Raw genomic sequence first — 16,899 nt, 5'->3', positions numbered from 1 at the left:
GATGAGGGATCGCGAATGAGGGATACCGTGAACGAATCGACGCCCGCGTCGCCGTGGTCCGCACGCCGGATCTCCGTGCGACTCTACGGAAGCCGCTACGACGAGGTCCCGTTCTCCGGGCTGATGGCGCGCTTCGCCGACCGTTACGAGGCGCTGCTCAGGTCCGCGGCGGAAACCGGCCAGGACCTGCTCACGCGGCAGGCCTGGGACTCCCTGGTGGAGAACCTGATCGGGGACCTGGTCGCGATCAGCCACCGGACACTGATCTTGGAACTCCACCGGGCGCGTTCGGGCGGCCTGCTCCAAGGGGACACGCCCGAGGAGAGGTACCGGGACTACAGTGACCGCCTGCTGGGCGACCCGGCGTACCTGGCCTCGCTCTTCCGTACGTACCCTCTGCTCGAACAGGCGCTGGAGCGCTGCGCCGGCAACTGGATGACGACCTGCCTGGAACTGCTCTCCCGGCTCCGAGCCGACCTCCCGCTGCTGCGGCGGCACGGGTTCCTCACCGGAGGCGCCGAGGCGGTCAGCTCGCTGCGCACCGGCCTCGGCGACCCGCACAACGGCGGCCGCTCGGTCACCGAGGTGACCTTCACCGGCGGGGACCGGGTCGTCTACAAGCCGCGGGCGCTCGATGCCGAGGAGCTGTACGGCCAGGCCGTCACGCTGCTCAACGAGCTCAACGGCGAGCCGGACCTGAGGGCGATGCGGGTGATCAACCGGGCCGCGTACGGCTGGTGCGAGTTCGTGGGCCACCGGCCCGCCGCCGGCCAGGAGGGCATCGGCCGCTTCTACCGCCGGATCGGCTCCTGCGTCGCGTTGCTGACCTGCCTGACGGCCTCGGACATCCACATGGAGAACCTCAGGGCCGACGGCGAGCACCCCGTACCGGTCGATCTGGAGACGATCCTGCAGCCCCCGGCCCCGCCCGGCGCGGGCTCCGAGCTCGCCGCGGACCTGGCGTTCGAGCTGCTCTCGACGAGCGTCCTGGCGACCGCGATGGTGCCGGGACGCCAGCTCAGCATGGAGACCAGCGCCATCGGCGGCGGCCTGGCGACCGCGCCGCGGCGCAAACCCGCACTGGTCGAGCCCTTCACCGACGCGATGCGGACGGAGCTGGTGCCCGCCGCCCTGGAACAGGCCGCCAATCTGCCCTTCCTGGAGCACGGCCGGGTCCGGCCGGCCGACCACGTCGCCGACGTCGTCAGTGGTTTCCTGGACGCCTACGACACCATCGCGGCCCACAAACCCGCCTTCCGCGAGCTGATCCGCCGCTTCCGCGATGCCGAGATCCGCTACCTGGTCAGGCCCACCCGAATCTACGGCCTGCTGCTGGGCGAGCTGCACCATCCGCGCCGGCTGGGCGCCGACGACCACGCCTCCGACCAGCTCCTGACCGCCCTCGCCACCTCCCCCGAGCTCGCCTCGGTGGCCGCGGCCGAGCGGAGCCAGCTACTGGCGGGTGACATCCCGCGCTTCTCCGCCGCCGCGTCCTCGACCACGCTCCGCTTCCAGGGCGCCGGCGAGATCCCCGGCTTCTTCGGTGAGTCGGGGCGGCAGCGGGCCGAGCACCGGCTGGACCGGTTCGGCCCCCAGGACCGCGCCGTTCAGGCGGAGATCCTGACCGCCGCGCTGAGCACCCTGCCGGACTGTCCCGCCACCGAGCCGCCACGGCGCCCGCCCGACCCGGGCACGAGCCTGCGTGACAGCACCCGGCAGGCCATCGACGCCCTGGCCGACGACGCGGTACTGGGCCGCGCGGACTGCACCTGGATCGGGCTGGCCGGGAACAGCGTGCGAGGCGAACCGATCACCTACGGGCCGCTGCCGACCCGGCTGTACGACGGGCTGTCCGGGATGGCCCTCCTGTTCGCCTGCGCGGCCCGGGTGTACGCCGACGACCGCTATCTCGACCTGGCAATCCGCAGCATCCACCCGGTCGTCACCGGCCTGCGCGGCACCGGTCAACGGCAGGTCGGCGCCTATTCCGGCACCGCCGGCGACCTCTACGTCCTGGGCCACCTCGCCGTCGTGACGGCCGACGAGGGCTATGTCGAGGCCATCGAGCGATGCCTGCCGTCCTTCGTCCGGGACCTCGGCACCCGCCAGGATCCGGGGCTGGTCTCGGGCCTGGCCGGCGCGGCCGTCGTGGCGAGCGACCTCTACGAACGGTACGGCCTCGACGATCTGGCGGCGGCGGTCGCCCTGTGCGCCGAGCGGCTGGTAAGCGGGTCGCCGTGGGAGGGCGTAGGCGACGGTTTCGCCCACGGTACGGCGGGAATCGGCTGGGCACTGCTCCGCGCGGGCCGGGTGCTGGACGACGCCGAGCTGAGAGACGTCGGCCTCCGGGCGCTGGCCGGCGACGATCCACGGGATCCCGCGCCCCCTGACGGCGGCACCCGGGCCTGGTGCCAGGGCGCCGCGGGCACCGGGATCGCGCGCCTGCTCGCCCACCGGCCGGACTTCGACCAGGAGGTGGCCAGGGCCGTCGCGGCGGTCGCGCAAGGGCGGGAACCCGTCGTCCACGGCCTGTGCCACGGGGATCTCGGCCGGTTGGAGTTCCTCCGGCTGGCCGCCGACCGCCTGCCGGGACTCGGGCGGGAGCCGTACCTGCGGATGCGGCTGGATCTGCTGACGAGCGGGGCCATCGGCTCGCACGCGTACGGCAGCCGCTTCCCCGGGCTGCTCGTCGGCCGGGCCGGAGCCTGTCTGACCCTGCTGCGGCTGGTGGCGCCCGGCGCTGTGCCTTCCGTGCTCTGGCTTGAAGGACCTACCCGAAGGGAACATCATGGAAGTCACCGACAGCCGGTTGCGGCGCCGTGAGCTGTTCGACACGGACGCCGACGGCTACCGGTTATCGCGGCCCGGCTACCCGGTAGAGGTGTACGAGCTGCTCGAACAGACCAGAGCCCTGAGACCGGGCGCCTCGGTGCTGGAGATCGGCGCCGGGAGCGGACAGGCGACCCGGGAACTGCTGGCCCGCGGGGCGAGTGTCTGCGCCGTGGAGCTGGGCGCCAACTTCGCGGCCCGGCTGCGCGCCGAGTTCAGCGGCCGGCCGCTCACCGTGATCGAGGGTGACTTCGACTCGCTCACGCGGCTGCACGGGGAGTTCGACCTCGCCGTGTGCGCGTCGAGCCTGCACTGGCTGGACCGGGAGACGGCGCTGGCGAGAATCGCCCGGCTGCTCCGCCCGGCCGGCCGGCTCGCCGCGTGGTGGACGGTCTACGGGGACCCGGCGCAGCCCACTCCGGTCCGCCTGGCCCTCAACCAGGTGCTGCGGCGGCACCGTCCGGCCGGGGCGCTGGCGGTGCCCGGGCCGTTCGACCACGAGTCCTGGATCGGCGCGCTGCGCCGGGCCGGCTTCGGCGGCATCCAGGCGAAGGTGCTGCGCTGGTCGATCACCATGCCGCCCCGGCAACTCACCCGCCTCTACACGACCTTCGCCGCGGTCCGCGAACTCCCCGAACCTGACCGGGCGGCCCTGCTGGACGACATCGAACGGGCGGCGGCAGCGCTCGGCGACGAGGTGACGGAGCAGTGCGTCACGGTCCTGTACCTGGCCCAGCGACCCATGAGGGGAACGACTCCATGACGTTCGACGAACAGTCAACCCCGGCGACCCGCAGCGCCTACCTGGCCGCCGCGGCGATCGACCACGCGCGCCTCAGTTACGCCTACCTCAACGACGGTAACCTGGACGCCTACGCCTCGCTCTTCGAGCACGACGCCGTCTGGTACCGCCCGGACACGACCGTCCGGGGACGTGAGGAGCTGGTCCGCTTCCAGGAGAAGCGGGCCGGCCGCTTCTCGGTGACCGAGGTGATCTCCGAGGGATCCGGGGAGCACGTCGTCGTCCTCGGCCGTACGACGGAGCCCGCGTTCGGCGCGCAGGTGGGCGTCGCCGAGGTGTTCACGGTGTCCGGTCGCGGCCTGTTCACCTCGCTGCGCACCTTCTACTTCGTTCTCCCGCCTTCTGAGGTCATTCCCGGGCGATGAGCTCCGTGATGATCTCGTCGGCTCGCCTCGCCCACTGCTCCGCCTCCTGCTCCAGGAACATGGCCCGCGCCTTCTCGGCCAGTTCCCGTGCCTGACGGACGTCGCCCTTGGCCGCCAGCACCGGGGCCAGGTCCAGCCGTACCTGCGAAGCGCCGAGCTCGTCCATGACGCTCTCGCGGATCTCCACCGCGCGGCGCAGCGCCTGCTCGCTCAGGTCGTGCTTGCGGCGCCGGCCGTACACGATGCCGAGGCTCTGCAGTGCGTAGCTCTCGCCGAACAGGTCGCCGTTGTCCCGCACCATGGTCAGCACCTCGCTCGCCACCTGCTCGGCCCGCTCGAAGTTGGCACTCATCAGGTACGCCCTGCCGAGCTTGTGCATCACCTGGGCCTGCACCCGGCGGCTCCCCGTCCGCCTGGCGATGCCCAGCGCCTGGTCCAGCCGCGCCTCGGCCTCGCCGTAGCGTTGTGCGTCGAGGTCGAGCTGGGAGAGCATGGCCAGCACGTGCGCCTCCCCCACCAGGTCCCCGACCTGGCGGAAGTCGGTGAGCGCCTGCCGATACAGGTGCTCGGCCGCCCCCGCCGCGCCCTGCCGGTAGTTGATCATGGCCAGGTTACGCGAGGTCAGCGCCGTGCCGCGGAGCTCCCCGAGCTGCTGGAACTGCTCGCGCGCCAGCTCCAGCAGCGGCTGGGCGAGAGCCGAGCGGCGCTGGTTGAGGTGCATCGAGCCGAGCGAGCACATGAGCGCCGCCATGCCCCGCTTGTTGTCGGCCAGCCGGGTGACGCGAAGAGCGTTTTCGTGGGTGGCCTGCCAGTCCTCGAAATAGTTGCGGGACTCGAACAGCGTGACCAGAGTGACGGCCAGGTCCCAGCACACCTCGTCCATGCCGCGGGCGCCGGCCTGCGCCACCGCCGCGCACAGGTTGACCCGCTCACGCTCCAGCCAGTCGAGCGGGCTCACCAGCAGCCGGTCCCGCTGGGCGGCGGGCAGCTCCCACCGGGGCGCGGACCCGTGCAACAGCGTGTAGTCGCCACCGTAGAGCCGGCGGTGCGCCTCCTCGGCGAGGTGCAGCCAGCACCCCAGCAGGCGTTCGAGCGCGGCCTGCTTGGCCCGGTCGTCCTGGTGCTCGTCCAGCCGCTCCCGCGCGAAGATGCGGATGAGCCCGTGGAACTTGTAGCGCGGGTCGCCCTCCGGATCGATGCCCGCCACGTCGAGCATGCGGGTGTCGACGAGCTCTTCCAGCCAGTCCATGGCGCGATGCGCGTCACCGTCCAGCAGCGCCGCGGCCACCCAGGTGGGGATGGTCTCGACGTCGGCCTGGCCGAGCAGGCTCAGCAGCCAGCGGGTCCGCTGGCTCATCCCGTCGTACGTCATCGACAGGCTCTTCCTGACCACCATCTCGCCGTGGGCCAGCTCGTCCAGCCGGTGCCGCTCGTCGGCCAGCCGGCCCGCCATCGAGGCCAGGGACCAGTGGGGCCGGGCGGTCAGCCGGGCCGCCACGATCCGCAGGGCCAGCGGCAACCCGCCGACCGCCCGGGTCAGGGCGACGGCGGCATGCAGTTCGGCCGCCATACGGCCCGGCCCGATGATCTTGCCGATGAGCTCCAGGGACCTGGTCTGGTCCAGTACGTCCACCTCAAGCTGCAGCGCGCCGGGCAGGCCGGTCAGGCGGGTCCGGCTGGTGACGATGACGGCGCAACCGCCGCCGGCGGGCAGCAGCGGCATGACCTGCGTCTCGCTGACCACGTCCTCCAGGATCACCAGCATGCGCTTGTCCGCCAGCAGGCTGCGATACATGGCGGCCCGCTCCTCCACCCCGCTCGGCACGGTGGGGCCGGGGATCCCGAGCGAGCGCAGGAAGGTGCCCAGCACCTCCGCCACGGGCACGTTCTGCGGCTGGCTGCCCCGCAGGTCCCGGTAGAGCTGGCCGTCGGTGAAATGTCGGGCGAGGCGGTGCGCGACGTGCACGGCCAGGCAGCTCTTCCCCGAACCGGGCCGGCCGCTGATCGCCACGATCGGCGCGGTGGCGCCGCCGCCGCCGCGCAAGAAGTCCTCGGCCGCCTCCACCTGGTCGTTCTGTCCGGTGAAATCCTGGATGTCGGCTGGAAGTTGGCGCGGGGTGACGACCAGGAGCGTAGCGGGCTGGCCCGGGTCGAGCTTGATCGAGCCCTTCGGCGAGCTGTCGAGCAGCAACGTGTGGTCGCCCTGCAGGATGGCGGTCTCGAGTTGGCGCAGCTCCTCACCCGGCTCCAGGCCCAGCTCGGCCACGAGGTGCTCGCGTCCCACGCGATAGACCTCCAGCGCCTCCGCCTGCCGCCCCGATCTGTGCAGGGCGAGCATGAGCTGGCCGCGCAGCCGCTCACGCAGCGGCGAGCGCTCGACCAGGTCGGTGAGCTCGCCGATCAGCTCGTGGTGCCGGCCCAGTCCCAGCTCGATGTCGAAGCAGGTCTCCTGGGCGGCCAGCCGGGCCTCGTCCAGCCGCCGTGCCTTGCTCTCCAGGACCCGGCTCACGATGCCGCTGAGCGCCGGGCCACGCCACAAGGTGAGCGCCTGCCGCAGCTTCGCCGCCGCCTCGACGGGATTGCGCTGCGTGAGAGACTTCGCGTCCTGTACGAGCTGCTCGAAGGAGTGGAAATCCGAATCCTCGGGCGCCAGTCGCAACTCGTAACCGGGCGACCGCGAAAGGATTTCTGCCGCCAACCGGAGGTCGATCAGTTGCCGCCGCAGCGCCGAGATGCAGATGTGCACCTGGCTGCGGGCACTGCTCGGTGGATCCTCGCCCCAGACGGCGTCAATGAGATGCTCGGTGCTGACGATGTGGTTGGCCTCCAGCACCAACGCACCGAGGATGATCGCCTGCCTGCCCGACGGGACGGGAATCGGCGTTTCGCCGTTGCGCAACTCGACGGGGCCAAGAATACGGAACGGGACCACCTGATCTCGACCTCCGCTTCCCCCGAATCTCCATGCCGCCCGTCCGCTGAGATCGCGGCTCGACCGGCCCTGTGCCGACGGTGAGCGACCCGCCAGGGCAGGGGACATGCGCGCGAGGCCCCGCTGTTCGAGGAGGCGGCCCCTGCCCGGCACGCGATGGCCGGCGCCCCCGGCCATCCCACCATCAGGACGAGCGCTCCCGACCCGTCACCAAGACCCCTCTCCATCGCCGCCGGGTCAGAGGTCGTCACTTTGACCGACCTGACCCGCGCAGACACCCCCTGGCCTGGACAGACCCCGCAATGCGACCCTCTCGGAATTGCCGACGTCCAAGGTCCGGCGAATTCCCGGAAGCATTTGTGCAGGCGTCGGCATGTAGCCGAACAAGCCTGGTTGATCCTTTTAATGATTGCGCCGAAGCTATATCACACGCTGCGGGCTGTCAAGCACTCCTCTGTTGCGGCGCGGATTCGCGCATGCGGTTATCGATTTTGCATTTTCCGCCATTGCGATAAGTGATCGCCCGGCTACGGCGTTAGCGGTCCGGCGGCTATCGTCCCTGCCCGGCGCCCTCGTACACCAGGGCCGATCCCCACTTACACATGCGGCGGCGGAGAACTCCCCCACGCGCTCGCGGAATTCGTCGTTGACCCGGTTGGCGATAATTGCCGAGAAAACTCACGACCTCCGGCAAATTCGCCACGATGCCGTGGCGCCGGCTCACTGACCCTTGCCGTGCAGGACCTTGACGACCTGACCGCGGGCCTGCCCGAGGCTGGCGCCCAGCCACTCGGCACCCGCTGGGCTGGGACACCGGTACGTCGGCACCAAGCGCCTTTCCTGCCGGGCCAGTTCCGTTATGCGGCCGGGTTCGGTCCCCGTCGCACGCGAGCGCGCACCCTCCAGGCCAACGCGAAGCCCATCAGCCACCCCCTCGTTCAGACGGGTCAGACCCGACAGGAGGCGATCGGCGGTCACTCTGTCATGCCCCATCCCTCCGCCCGAACGACCGGCTATCAGTATGACCACACAGAAACAGCCGACCGCGACTCAGTAGCGAAACTTCCCGACGACCGGCGGTTAATACCGCGAGCCGGGCCGATGTCGCGATTGCGAACTGCGGGCGAACCGGCCGGCAATTCGTCCAGGCGAAATCCACCGAACGACCGATGCCCGTCCACAAGCTGTGGACAAACCTCGGCGCCACCATTCCGAATACCCCGCCGCCCCGCGCAGAGTAGGACTCGGACTCAGCGGCGCCCGGTGTCCGGTGCCGGTTGATCGCAGCGCAGTCTGATCTCACCCGTCCCCGAACCGATGTCCCCCGCATCAGCCCGGCAACCGGGCGTATTGGAGTCCACGATGGTCAGCCGCCACTCGGCCGGATAGGCGGCTGTGCCGGCCAGCAGCTCGTCGGCGCGATCCTGTGTCATCCGGCCGGTCCCGGCGACCGACGCCGGCACCAGGGCGGTGCTCAGCTCGTTCACGCCGTCCCGGGTGACGGCCGTCTCGTCGAGCCGGCCCGGTGGAGCCGCGATCGTGGGTCCGCAGGGGCCCGAGGCCACGAGTTCGCCGTTGAGCCAGATCAGCGCATAGCCGGCGTCGGGGCAGCGAGCCGCGAATGTCACCTTCGTGACCGCCGTCGTGAACGTGGAGGTGTAGCGCTTACCACCCTCCTTGTACTGGTGGAAAAGAGGCAACTCCGGCTGGAAGCGTTCCGGCCCGGGCTGGGACGCGGCCTCGGTCCAGTGGTCCCGGGCCGGCTCCGGCCAGTCGATCATCACCACCGTCGCGAACGCGAGCGCCAGAGCCACTGCCGCGGCGGAGCCCGCCAGCCGACCGCGGCGTCTGCGCAATCCACGCACGCGGGCGTCCACGGCCGCGAGGCTCACGCCGCCAGGAGGTGCGTCCGCACTGTCATGTTCGAGTAGTTCGCGTAGTCTCTGTTCGATCATGGTCAGCTCTCCATCTCCGCCGCGACCCTCGCCGCCGAATCGAGCCGCAACTTGGCCAGCGCGCGGCTGGCCTGACTGCGTACGGTGGTCACCGAACAGCCCATAATCCCGGCGATCGTCTCGTCGGGCAGGTCCTCGAAGTACCGCAGCACGATCACGGCCCGCTGCTTGACGGGCAGCGTGGCCAAGGCGCCCCTGAGCGCCTCCCTGGTGTCAAGGTCGGCCGCCAGATCCCGTTCGTGCGGATGGTCCGGGAGTTCCCCGGTCGCCACTTCACCCCGCGAGCGCCGCCGCCACCAAGAGGCGTGCGTATTGGTAAGGATGCGGTAGACGTACGGGTCCGGGTTGGCCCCCACGCGCCGCCATGCCAGCCACGCCTTGGCCAGGGTCGTCTGCGTCAGGTCCTCGGCCGCCGCCCAGTCGCGGCACAGCAGATAGGCGGTTCTGAGCAGGCGTGCCGAGCGTTGCTCGACATAACGCTCGAAGTCGGCTCGGTCCCGCATCGAAGGTCCTAACTGTCCGGCGAATGCTCACTGATCACTACGCCGCAGCCCCTCCGAAACATTGCATCCCGTTCCTGCTTCATCCTGAACGCCAGGCCGTCCCGAGGGAGAGGCGGGCGTGCACTTCGTGTGATCCTCAAGCGAACAGATCTGAACCTGAACGAGCGGACGCCTCGGGAGCTGCGCCAGGACGCGCTCGCGGAACAAGAACGATGCCCTGCCGACATATGAGGTGCCATTCCGAGTCGGGGCTTCAGCCCAATTCGGAAAACTTCGGCGGCTTCGGAATCGTGATATCGACGTCCACGCCACACCTCTTGGCGATCCGGACCGCAGCCTTCGCGATGACGTGAGCGTAATTGCGCGCCTGTGGAGAGCCGAACCTCTCATCGAGGCGACTGCCCTCCACGGCAATCCGGTAGCCCTCCACCCCGGCCAACGCCTCCTCTAATGCTGGATGGACTTCGCCTACCGCGATGTCCTTGCCCTCCTGTAGGGCGGGCTGCCAGTCATGGACGGGAGCGTCAGGGTTGAGTCCGGCCGGCCCGGAATACTGCTCAACCTCGTAAAGGAAGGTCCGCAGGTTCGGGCGGGCACAGATGGAATTGTCGTCCCCGGCAGCCGAGGAGATCGGTGTCGGGCTGGTGGGCTGCGGTGAGGTGGCAGGCACGGGCGAGGATGGCCTCTCGGCACCGGAGCAGCCGGCCAAGGTAATGACGACAGTGACGGCGAGGAGAAATCGGCGCATGGGTTCTCCTGGACGGGGGACGGGGCCCGTCAATCCCCGCCTCTCGGGGTTGACCGCTGAGGCATTTCATCCTGCCCTGGTCATAGCGAGCCCGAAAGTCGGTGGCGGACGAAAAGGGGCTGTCAGCAAGACAGCGGTCGCTCAAGATCCGCTGCCTCGGCAAGGAGGCTCGCGCAGCCTTCCGTGCCGACCACCGGCCTTCAGGCGTTGTACCTCTTCCGCTCGCGATCAACATGCCCCATGCTGCTTACTTCGCCAGTTGTGGTCGATGAACGGTTGGGAGTGATGGCACGTGAAGAGGCGGAGTGGAGCCTTACTGCTGGTCCTGGCACTGGTGGCTGTCCCGACGCTTACCACCACTGCCACCCCACCGGACTGCCCGCAGCCACTTGCAGACGCCCAGCACCCCGGGCTACCTGAGCCGCTGCCTGAGCCGCTGCCTGAGCCGCTGCCTGACCCGACGCCGTCCGCGACGGGGTACGGAGATTACATGGGCGACGTGAAGGCGGGAACTGTGGCGCCCATCGGCGTTGAGATCGTGGAGCCACCGGGCTGTCCCGAGATCAGCGGTCAATGAGTGGCCGGCCAACCCGCATAGCTACGCGAAATCCCTGTTCGGTGTGTCTCACGCAGATGTCGGCGATGGCCACCTACTGGCGGAGCTGATCGGCCATGAGCAGTTCCGGGATGACTATGCCGGAGGGGGAGTCGAGGCCGACGGGCTCCGCCATGGCCCCTACTGGCTGCGGAACGTGTGCCCGGCCGCATACGTGCGCCTGGACGAGATGAGCGCGAACGCCATTTTGCGCGACTGGGCGGCACAGTTCGGTCCTCTTCCTGCGGCTCTGTCCGCCCGGCTGGAGCACACGGTTCATCCGCTGGTGGCAGAGGCCACCGTGAGATACCAGCTCACGGATCTCGGTCAGGATGCCTTTCACGACTGGAGCGGGGTTCATATCGACTTTCACGAGCTGGTCTTCATCGACCGCCCCGCCAGGATCTTGTCGCTCCTGGTTGCCGCTGACGACTGAACGCGTGTTCCGGATGGCTGGTGGGTCGCACTCTGCCGGGTTTTCGGGGCGCGTTCCTTGGTGGCCGCCGTACGGCGTGGAAGCGGTGGCTCAGGCCTGTCGGGGGGAGCGGATCAGCAGGGTGGCCAGTGCTTCGTCCGGGCCGACGGTGCTGTAGATGTGTGGGATGTCGGCCTGCCAGGAGATGTGCTCGCCTGGCCCTGCCAGCAGGGGGGCGTCAGCCGGGCCGGCGCGCAGCACGCCCGCGTAGACCGTGACGTGTTCGGTCACGCCGGGGGCGTGAGGTGGCGAATGTTGCACGATGCCGGGGCGGACGCGCATGCGCAGCAACTCGAACGTCGCGGTCGGCTCCTCGAACACCTCCAGCAGCGTGGCCGTTACAGCGGCGCCCGGCACGCGGACGGCCTCTGTGGGCGGTGCGCCGGGCTCCAGAACCAGAGCCGTCAACGGCACACCCAAGGCTCCTGCCACCGCGTAGAGCGTCTCGAGCGTCGGGTTGCGGGTGCCCAGTTCCAGGCCGGACAGGGTGGCCTTGCCGATGCCGGCGCTGCGGGCCAGCGCCGACAGGGAGATGCCGCGGGCCTCCCGCAATCGCCGCAGCCGGCTCCCGATATCCGTGTCACGGCCGTTCACCCGGCAATCCTTGCATTTCGCCGCCGGGCTTGTCCCGTGGTGGCCACGTGGCTATGGTTCGTTCCGTAAACGGAACGATTGAGAGTTTGGCGACACTGAGGAGTGGGCATGCGGGCGCAGGCCGTCATGGCGGGGCTGGTCAGCGCGGTGGTCGGCTACGCCAGTTCGTTCACCGTCGTGCTCGCCGGGCTGCGTGCCGTCGGCGCGACGCCGGGGCAGGCCGCGTCCGGGCTGCTCGCCCTCTGCTGCGGTATCGGAGCGGTGGCGCTCTTCCTCGGGCTGCGGTACCGCATGCCGATCAGCATCGCCTGGTCCACCCCGGGCGCGGCGCTGCTGGTGGCCACCGGCCCGGTGCCCGGCGGCTTCCCGGCCGCGGTCGGCGCGTTCATCGTCTGCGCCGGGCTCATCGTCCTGGCCGGCCTGTCGCCCTGGCCGGCCCGGGCGATCGCCGCCATCCCCCGTCCGATCGCCGGTGCCATGCTGGCGGGCGTCATCCTCAGCCTGTGCACCGCACCGGTCCGCGCCATCGTCGACATCCCGCTGCTGGCCGTGCCCGTCGTCCTGACCTGGGCGGTGTTACAGCGGTACCTGCGGCAGTGGGCCGTTCCGGGCGCGCTCGCCGTGGCGGTCATCGCCATCGCGCTGCACGGGCCCGGCACCGGCCTGTCCGGCGCGGCGCTGCGGCCCGCGATCGAGCTGACCACCCCGACGCTGAACCCGTCCGTAGTGGTGAGCATCGCCATCCCGCTGTTCCTCGTCACCATGGCCGCGCAGAACGTCCCCGGCATGGCGGTCATGGCGACCTACGGATACGTTCCGCCTCTGCGCCCGGTCCTTGTCGCCATCGGCCTGGCGAGCGCGGCGGCGGCGGCGTTCGGCGGTCACGCCGTCAACCTGGCCGCGATCACGGCGGCGCTGACCGCCGGCCCGGACACCCACCCCGACCCCGGCCGCCGGTGGATCGCGACGGTGGCCCTCGGCGCCGGCCAGCTGACGCTCGGCCTCGGCGCCGGCCTGGCCATGGCTCTGGTACTGCTTTCCCCACCCGTGCTGGTCACCGCGGTGGCCGGCCTCGCGTTGCTGCCGGCGCTCGGCTCGTCGCTGGCCGGCGCGGTGACCGAGCCCGAGGGACGGGAGAGCGCGGTGGTCACTTTCGTGGTCACCGCTTCGGGAATGACGATCCTGGGCATCGGCGCGGCGTTCTGGGGCCTGGTCGCAGGCGCCCTGACCGCCCTCCTGCTACACAAGCGACCCCCGTTGGAACAGCAATCATCATCCACCGCGGAAGCCAAGGCGGAACGTCCCGAGCGCCGAATGGCGGGTATGTCGGCCGACCGTTCGTCGTAGTGGAAGTGGTGTCGCCCTCCACCGGTTCAACAGCGGCCGATAACCCTGCCCCGGGTAGGGCCCCTTTGTAGGTACGAGGTGACGCGCTGCCTGGTGGCATCGAAGCGCCGCAGCCCGGCGACGGCACGCCGGCGAACTGATCCCCAGCAATCCCGCTCGCCTGACCACGCTGCCTTCGCCCACCCCTTCCACAGTGCGGCCCTGGCCTGTGGACGAAGCTCAGCAATTCTCAAGGCGGCCAAGCCACTGCCGTACTACCTGCCGCTGGTCATGCTCCCGGTCTGCGGGCTCCGGCGCGGTGAGGTGCTCGGGATCGGGTGACAAGACGTGGACCTCGCCGAGAACACGACCCGTATCGCGTGGCAGATCCTGGGACTGAACAAATGCCGTTGCCGACAAAGGCCCGTCCGAGTGATCGGATCAACGCAGGTCAGAGGGCTCCGTTGGACTATACGAACTGGCGTCCGAGTTGTCCGATAAGGAAGCGGTCCCAGGTTCAAGTCCTGGTAGCCCCACCCAGCTAAGAGCACGGCAACGAGTGATCCTGCTTGCGCGACCACCGTCCCATTCGGCACCACCGGGGGTCACCAGATGGGTACGGTCCTATGTCCGGGAGTCGGTCATGACCACATCCTGCGCAAGGCGTATCTACGGTGAAGAAGTGACACAGCTTTGGGGGAATGCCGATCGCCTGCGCAACGTCGGCTCGGCTTTCATCGATGGCGGATTGGCTATGGCCTCTGCTGGCCTTCTGCTGGTCACCTTGCTTACTCCTTCTCTTCCGAGGCCGCTCGGACGATAGGTGGGGTTCTGGCCGTCGGCGGCTTCCTACTGCTGCAAGAAGACCGGTTAGACGGGCGGTCCCTCCACGAGCAGTGGAAGTGGGCACGGTACGAGCGACGACGACGCTATTACCGTCGGGCACCCCTAACCAATGCTCTCGACGAACCGCGCGAGACAAAGTTGGCCTTCCACGCCGGAACGCTTCTCCTTGTACTTGCGGCCCTGGTCATCGGTGCTATCTGGGGATCCAACACGCGCGCATCGTCTTCGCCCATCCCGACAGCCACAGTAACCATTACCGTAACACCCGCGCCTGCCTCGACAAGGTCGGTGGCAGCACTTCCCGCCTCACCCCCCGCCGCCTCAAGTGCCTCGCAAGAGGCAGCCAAACCTACCGAGTGGATCAGCGCGACCGCCGCAGCATTGGGGGCACTTGCCGGAGTATTGGGAGCCATCGGCGGCATCATGGCAGCACGAGGATCACTCCTCGCCGGTCGAACGGCTATGGCCACGATCCAAAACGCACAGAAGTCTCCGCCGAAGCCCTGAGTTCGAAGACCTCATCATTTCCTGAAGGAGCGTCCAGTCCGGGGGCCACGGAAGGTGGAACGTAGCTGTACATTACTGCCGCACGAACGGGTTGGTGACCGAGCTCAGCAGGCGGTTGAGGTCGTAGGTGAAGGTGGTCCTCTTGCCGAGGACCTCCTGCTTCCACACGTTGCTGTTGGCGTCGTGGGAGTAGGTCTCGGTCTCCGCCGCCGACCGGGGCCTGGCCGAAGGCATAGAGGACCGGGACGGTCAGGGAGGTGGCTGCGTTTGCGCGACAGTCCTGCGGGCGTCGGAGGTGAACGTGGCATCCAACGCAGCAAAGTCGAGAACCAGGACTAGGCGCTGTGAGTATGCCGCAACGGCACTCAGCAGGGCCGATGAAGCTCACCATTCTCAATGGGAGCTCATTCTTGTCTTTTGCGTATAGCGCTGGTTATTTGACGCATCTCGGATATGGGCATCAGCCGCTTTCGTTTAGTCGCCCATTCTTCAACAACATCAAGACTCTGAACTAGTAGGCCATGCAAGAAATTGAACGCATCCTCCAGGGGCCCCTCGGGAACAGCCCCCTCAATAACCAGAATGCCACGCTTCCTGCTGAATTTTCCAGTTCGCAATCCCGAGAAGTCCGGCGATATAAACTCGCCGCCGATCATATAGACCAAATTCACAAGGAAGGGGGCGTGCCTCTCCCCCTGAAGTTCTTGTAGTTGAATCGTGATATCCCTCATGGCGACTTCCACTTCCCTGTCGACATCTGGACCACCCACCATTGAGCCAGCCATAATGACACGGTGCTCAAGAATTCGCTGCATGATTCAGACCTCACAGTTAGAGAGGAGCCCCCAAGGACCGATTGCCGTTATAGCACGCCCAGAGTGACAGCGATTTCTATTTCGCTCTACCCTGGGCGCCAAATTACATACCAGTCGCTACTGCGATAGCGTTTTATGAGCTGGCTTCATGCCTAGAAGCGCCCCAGAATTTCTTTAGGTGACGACAACCTGCCATTCCAGTAGCCTAACCTGATCCCTACCCATGGGCGTTGCTTAGAGCGTGTTTGAGAAGGACTAATTCGCTGGACGGGCAGGTACGAACCGCTGCTGGCGAATGGCAGCCCCACGGGTGAGGCGGTGTGCCATGGTACCGATCGTGGCCTAGCGGATCATGACCTTGGCGCTGGCTGGTGATGTTCGTAGCCGCAGCAGGCGGCGGGCGTTAGGCAACGTGCGGAGATCAATCAGTAAAGCGCACACTCCCAAGGCTCAAGGCCTGGCTCTCCGGGAGGGAGTTCTCCAGTGCAGTACAGGTAGAGCCACGTAGCTGCCCGGCGCTCGGCGTACTTCTCATTGATCGGCAGTCCCTGATCGTCAAGTTCGAGGACGTTGACGAAGACGGCAAAGCAGATCTCCATCTGGGAGGGCGAGTCCTTCAACTCGTCCCAGTAGTCGATCCCATCAAGCACGGGATGACCGACCGAGCCGCGGGCGACCCATCCCGCGAAACGACGGATTGCCACTGATGCGCCATGACTGAGCTGGGAAGACATGCGCGGAACCTAATCCCTAAGATCGTGTTGGAAACGAGGCTAACCCGCTGGGCGGGCAGGTACGAACCGCTGCTGGCGAGTGGCAGCAGCTCCGCGGGTGAGGCGGCGTGCCATGCTGCTGATGGCGGCCCAGCGGATCATGGCCTCGGAGGTGGCAGGCTGGTGTTCGTAGTCGCGAGCCAGACGGCGGTAGCTGGTCAACCAGACCAGCGAGCGTTCCACCACCCAGCGGCGGGCGATTACGGCGAACCCGATCTGGCCAGGCGCTTTACGCACGATGTGCAGCGTGCTGGCCAACACGCGCCGCGTCCACTCCACCAAGGCCCCGGCAAAGCCGGCATCAGCGAGGACGAACCGGACCGGAGTGAACAGATACACGCTGAGCAGCGTCGTCTTGGCGCCGTCGCGATCCTGGACCGAGGCGGCCATCACGCACACCACCAGCAGCAACCCCAACGTGTCGGTCACGATGAACCGCTTGCGCCCGTTGATCTTCTTGCCGTTATGCCGGTCCAGGCATAACAGCAATTATCTGGGGTTGGATGTTATGCCGGGCTGGGTGGATCAGTGCTGGCTGCGGGTGGTGCGACCGGGTGAATTGACCTCATAACGCCGGAGGTTCACCGTCTCCTTCATCGAGGGGCTGTCGATGGAGGTGAAGACATGGTCAGGGCTGCGACGGACGGCCGCTACCCGGTCAGGGTGTCGGGGCCGTTGGCGGGGCTGGTGCACGAGTTTCGGCTGGAGCTGATCGGTCAGGGGTTCACGCCGCGGACCGCTCAGGGCCACGCGTATGTGCTGGCGCATCTGAGCCGCTGGCTGGAGCAGGAGGGGGCGGCTCCCGCTGAGCTGGGTGCCGAGCGGATCGCCGCG

15 protein-coding genes are annotated in these 16,899 nt (G+C 68.3%); 6 read left to right on the top strand and 9 right to left on the bottom strand.

Annotation, left to right across the window (positions count from 1 at the left end):
• The first annotated feature begins 27 nt into the window (after positions 1–27).
• The 3 genes from lanM to BLS95_RS47415 are packed head-to-tail and all read left to right on the top strand — an operon-like array spanning position 28 to position 3,996.
• Complete coding sequence (gene lanM / locus BLS95_RS47425) at positions 28–2,823, top strand: type 2 lanthipeptide synthetase LanM (protein ID WP_176993777.1); 2,796 nt, start codon at positions 28–30, stop codon at positions 2,821–2,823.
• On the top strand, positions 2,789–3,592 hold the full coding sequence (locus BLS95_RS47420; RefSeq protein ID WP_090946206.1) for a class I SAM-dependent methyltransferase: 804 nt from the start codon (positions 2,789–2,791) through the stop codon (positions 3,590–3,592). Before lanM ends, BLS95_RS47420 begins: the two co-directional genes overlap by 35 nt.
• The gene (locus tag BLS95_RS47415; protein WP_090946205.1) at positions 3,589–3,996 is read left to right on the top strand and encodes a nuclear transport factor 2 family protein; all 408 of its coding nucleotides are present in this window, start codon (positions 3,589–3,591) and stop codon (positions 3,994–3,996) included. The genes BLS95_RS47420 and BLS95_RS47415 overlap by 4 nt, the downstream gene beginning before the upstream one ends.
• Here the strand turns inward: BLS95_RS47415 and BLS95_RS47410 are convergent.
• The 4 genes from BLS95_RS47410 to BLS95_RS47390 form a co-directional block, all read right to left on the bottom strand.
• Positions 3,980–6,928, bottom strand: a complete 2,949-nt coding sequence (locus BLS95_RS47410) for an AfsR/SARP family transcriptional regulator (protein WP_245765720.1) — start codon at positions 6,926–6,928, stop codon at positions 3,980–3,982. The two genes, BLS95_RS47415 and BLS95_RS47410, sit on opposite strands and share 17 nt — an antisense overlap.
• 1,250 nt (positions 6,929–8,178) lie before the next feature.
• Positions 8,179–8,883, bottom strand: a complete 705-nt coding sequence (locus tag BLS95_RS47400) for a hypothetical protein (RefSeq protein WP_143044205.1) — start codon at positions 8,881–8,883, stop codon at positions 8,179–8,181.
• Between the two features lie 2 nt (positions 8,884–8,885).
• Entirely contained in the window at positions 8,886–9,386 is a 501-nt protein-coding gene (locus tag BLS95_RS47395; protein WP_090946202.1) for a SigE family RNA polymerase sigma factor, read from the bottom strand.
• A gap of 253 nt (positions 9,387–9,639) precedes the next feature.
• Entirely contained in the window at positions 9,640–10,134 is a 495-nt protein-coding gene (locus tag BLS95_RS47390; protein WP_090946201.1) for a hypothetical protein, read from the bottom strand.
• Positions 10,135–10,754: 620 nt separating this feature from the next.
• On the opposite strand from BLS95_RS47390, the gene BLS95_RS47385 reads away from it, so the two are divergent.
• Positions 10,755–11,165 carry a hypothetical protein gene (locus tag BLS95_RS47385; RefSeq protein ID WP_090946200.1) on the top strand — a complete coding sequence of 137 codons (411 nt, stop codon included), beginning with the start codon at positions 10,755–10,757 and terminating at the stop codon, positions 11,163–11,165.
• A 90-nt stretch (positions 11,166–11,255) separates the two neighbouring features.
• Here BLS95_RS47385 and BLS95_RS47380 read toward each other — a convergent pair whose 3' ends face one another.
• Complete coding sequence (locus BLS95_RS47380; RefSeq protein ID WP_090946199.1) at positions 11,256–11,798, bottom strand: helix-turn-helix domain-containing protein; 543 nt, start codon at positions 11,796–11,798, stop codon at positions 11,256–11,258.
• A gap of 108 nt (positions 11,799–11,906) precedes the next feature.
• On the opposite strand from BLS95_RS47380, the gene BLS95_RS47375 reads away from it, so the two are divergent.
• Positions 11,907–13,145 (top strand): benzoate/H(+) symporter BenE family transporter, encoded by a 1,239-nt coding sequence (locus BLS95_RS47375; RefSeq protein WP_245765719.1) that lies wholly within the window; start codon positions 11,907–11,909, stop codon positions 13,143–13,145.
• A 1,404-nt stretch (positions 13,146–14,549) separates the two neighbouring features.
• Here the strand turns inward: BLS95_RS47375 and BLS95_RS56400 are convergent.
• The 4 genes from BLS95_RS56400 to BLS95_RS47365 all read right to left on the bottom strand — a co-directional run bounded on the left by BLS95_RS56400 (position 14,550) and on the right by BLS95_RS47365 (position 16,554).
• Positions 14,550–14,711, bottom strand: coding sequence for a hypothetical protein (locus tag BLS95_RS56400; protein WP_176993776.1), 162 nt, complete (start codon positions 14,709–14,711; stop codon positions 14,550–14,552).
• Positions 14,712–14,881: 170 nt separating this feature from the next.
• Positions 14,882–15,292, bottom strand: coding sequence for a hypothetical protein (locus BLS95_RS55050; protein WP_143044204.1), 411 nt, complete (start codon positions 15,290–15,292; stop codon positions 14,882–14,884).
• Positions 15,293–15,717: 425 nt separating this feature from the next.
• A complete protein-coding gene (locus BLS95_RS47370; protein ID WP_090946197.1) occupies positions 15,718–16,026 on the bottom strand; it encodes a DUF7677 family protein in 309 nt (102 codons plus the stop codon).
• Positions 16,027–16,065: 39 nt separating this feature from the next.
• Complete coding sequence (locus BLS95_RS47365) at positions 16,066–16,554, bottom strand: transposase (protein WP_090946196.1); 489 nt, start codon at positions 16,552–16,554, stop codon at positions 16,066–16,068.
• Positions 16,555–16,689: 135 nt separating this feature from the next.
• Between BLS95_RS47365 and BLS95_RS47360 the strand changes: the two genes are divergently transcribed.
• Positions 16,690–16,899 (top strand): hypothetical protein (locus tag BLS95_RS47360; RefSeq protein ID WP_218136341.1); only part of this gene is annotated, 210 nt, incomplete at its 3' end.

Origin of the sequence: Nonomuraea jiangxiensis (assembly GCF_900099965.1) — a bacterium.
Lineage (GTDB): Bacteria > Actinomycetota > Actinomycetes > Streptosporangiales > Streptosporangiaceae > Nonomuraea > Nonomuraea jiangxiensis.
Note: the sequence above shows the minus strand (reverse complement) of the source record. Positions and strands in the feature narration are given on the sequence as shown.

Excerpts from the sequence above, each read along its gene's own strand:
- BLS95_RS56400 (WP_176993776.1), bottom strand. The coding sequence starts at position 14,711 with ATGCCTTCGGCCAGGCCCCGGTCGGCGGCGGAGACCGAGACCTACTCC.
- BLS95_RS47400 (WP_143044205.1), bottom strand. The coding sequence starts at position 8,883 with ATGATCGAACAGAGACTACGCGAACTACTCGAACATGACAGTGCGGAC.
- BLS95_RS47370 (WP_090946197.1), bottom strand. The coding sequence starts at position 16,026 with ATGTCTTCCCAGCTCAGTCATGGCGCATCAGTGGCAATCCGTCGTTTC.
- BLS95_RS47420 (WP_090946206.1), top strand. The coding sequence starts at position 2,789 with ATGGAAGTCACCGACAGCCGGTTGCGGCGCCGTGAGCTGTTCGACACG.
- BLS95_RS47415 (WP_090946205.1), top strand. The coding sequence starts at position 3,589 with ATGACGTTCGACGAACAGTCAACCCCGGCGACCCGCAGCGCCTACCTG.
- BLS95_RS47375 (WP_245765719.1), top strand. The coding sequence starts at position 11,907 with ATGCGGGCGCAGGCCGTCATGGCGGGGCTGGTCAGCGCGGTGGTCGGC.
- BLS95_RS55050 (WP_143044204.1), bottom strand. The coding sequence starts at position 15,292 with ATGCAGCGAATTCTTGAGCACCGTGTCATTATGGCTGGCTCAATGGTG.
- BLS95_RS47395 (WP_090946202.1), bottom strand. The coding sequence starts at position 9,386 with ATGCGGGACCGAGCCGACTTCGAGCGTTATGTCGAGCAACGCTCGGCA.
- BLS95_RS47390 (WP_090946201.1), bottom strand. The coding sequence starts at position 10,134 with ATGCGCCGATTTCTCCTCGCCGTCACTGTCGTCATTACCTTGGCCGGC.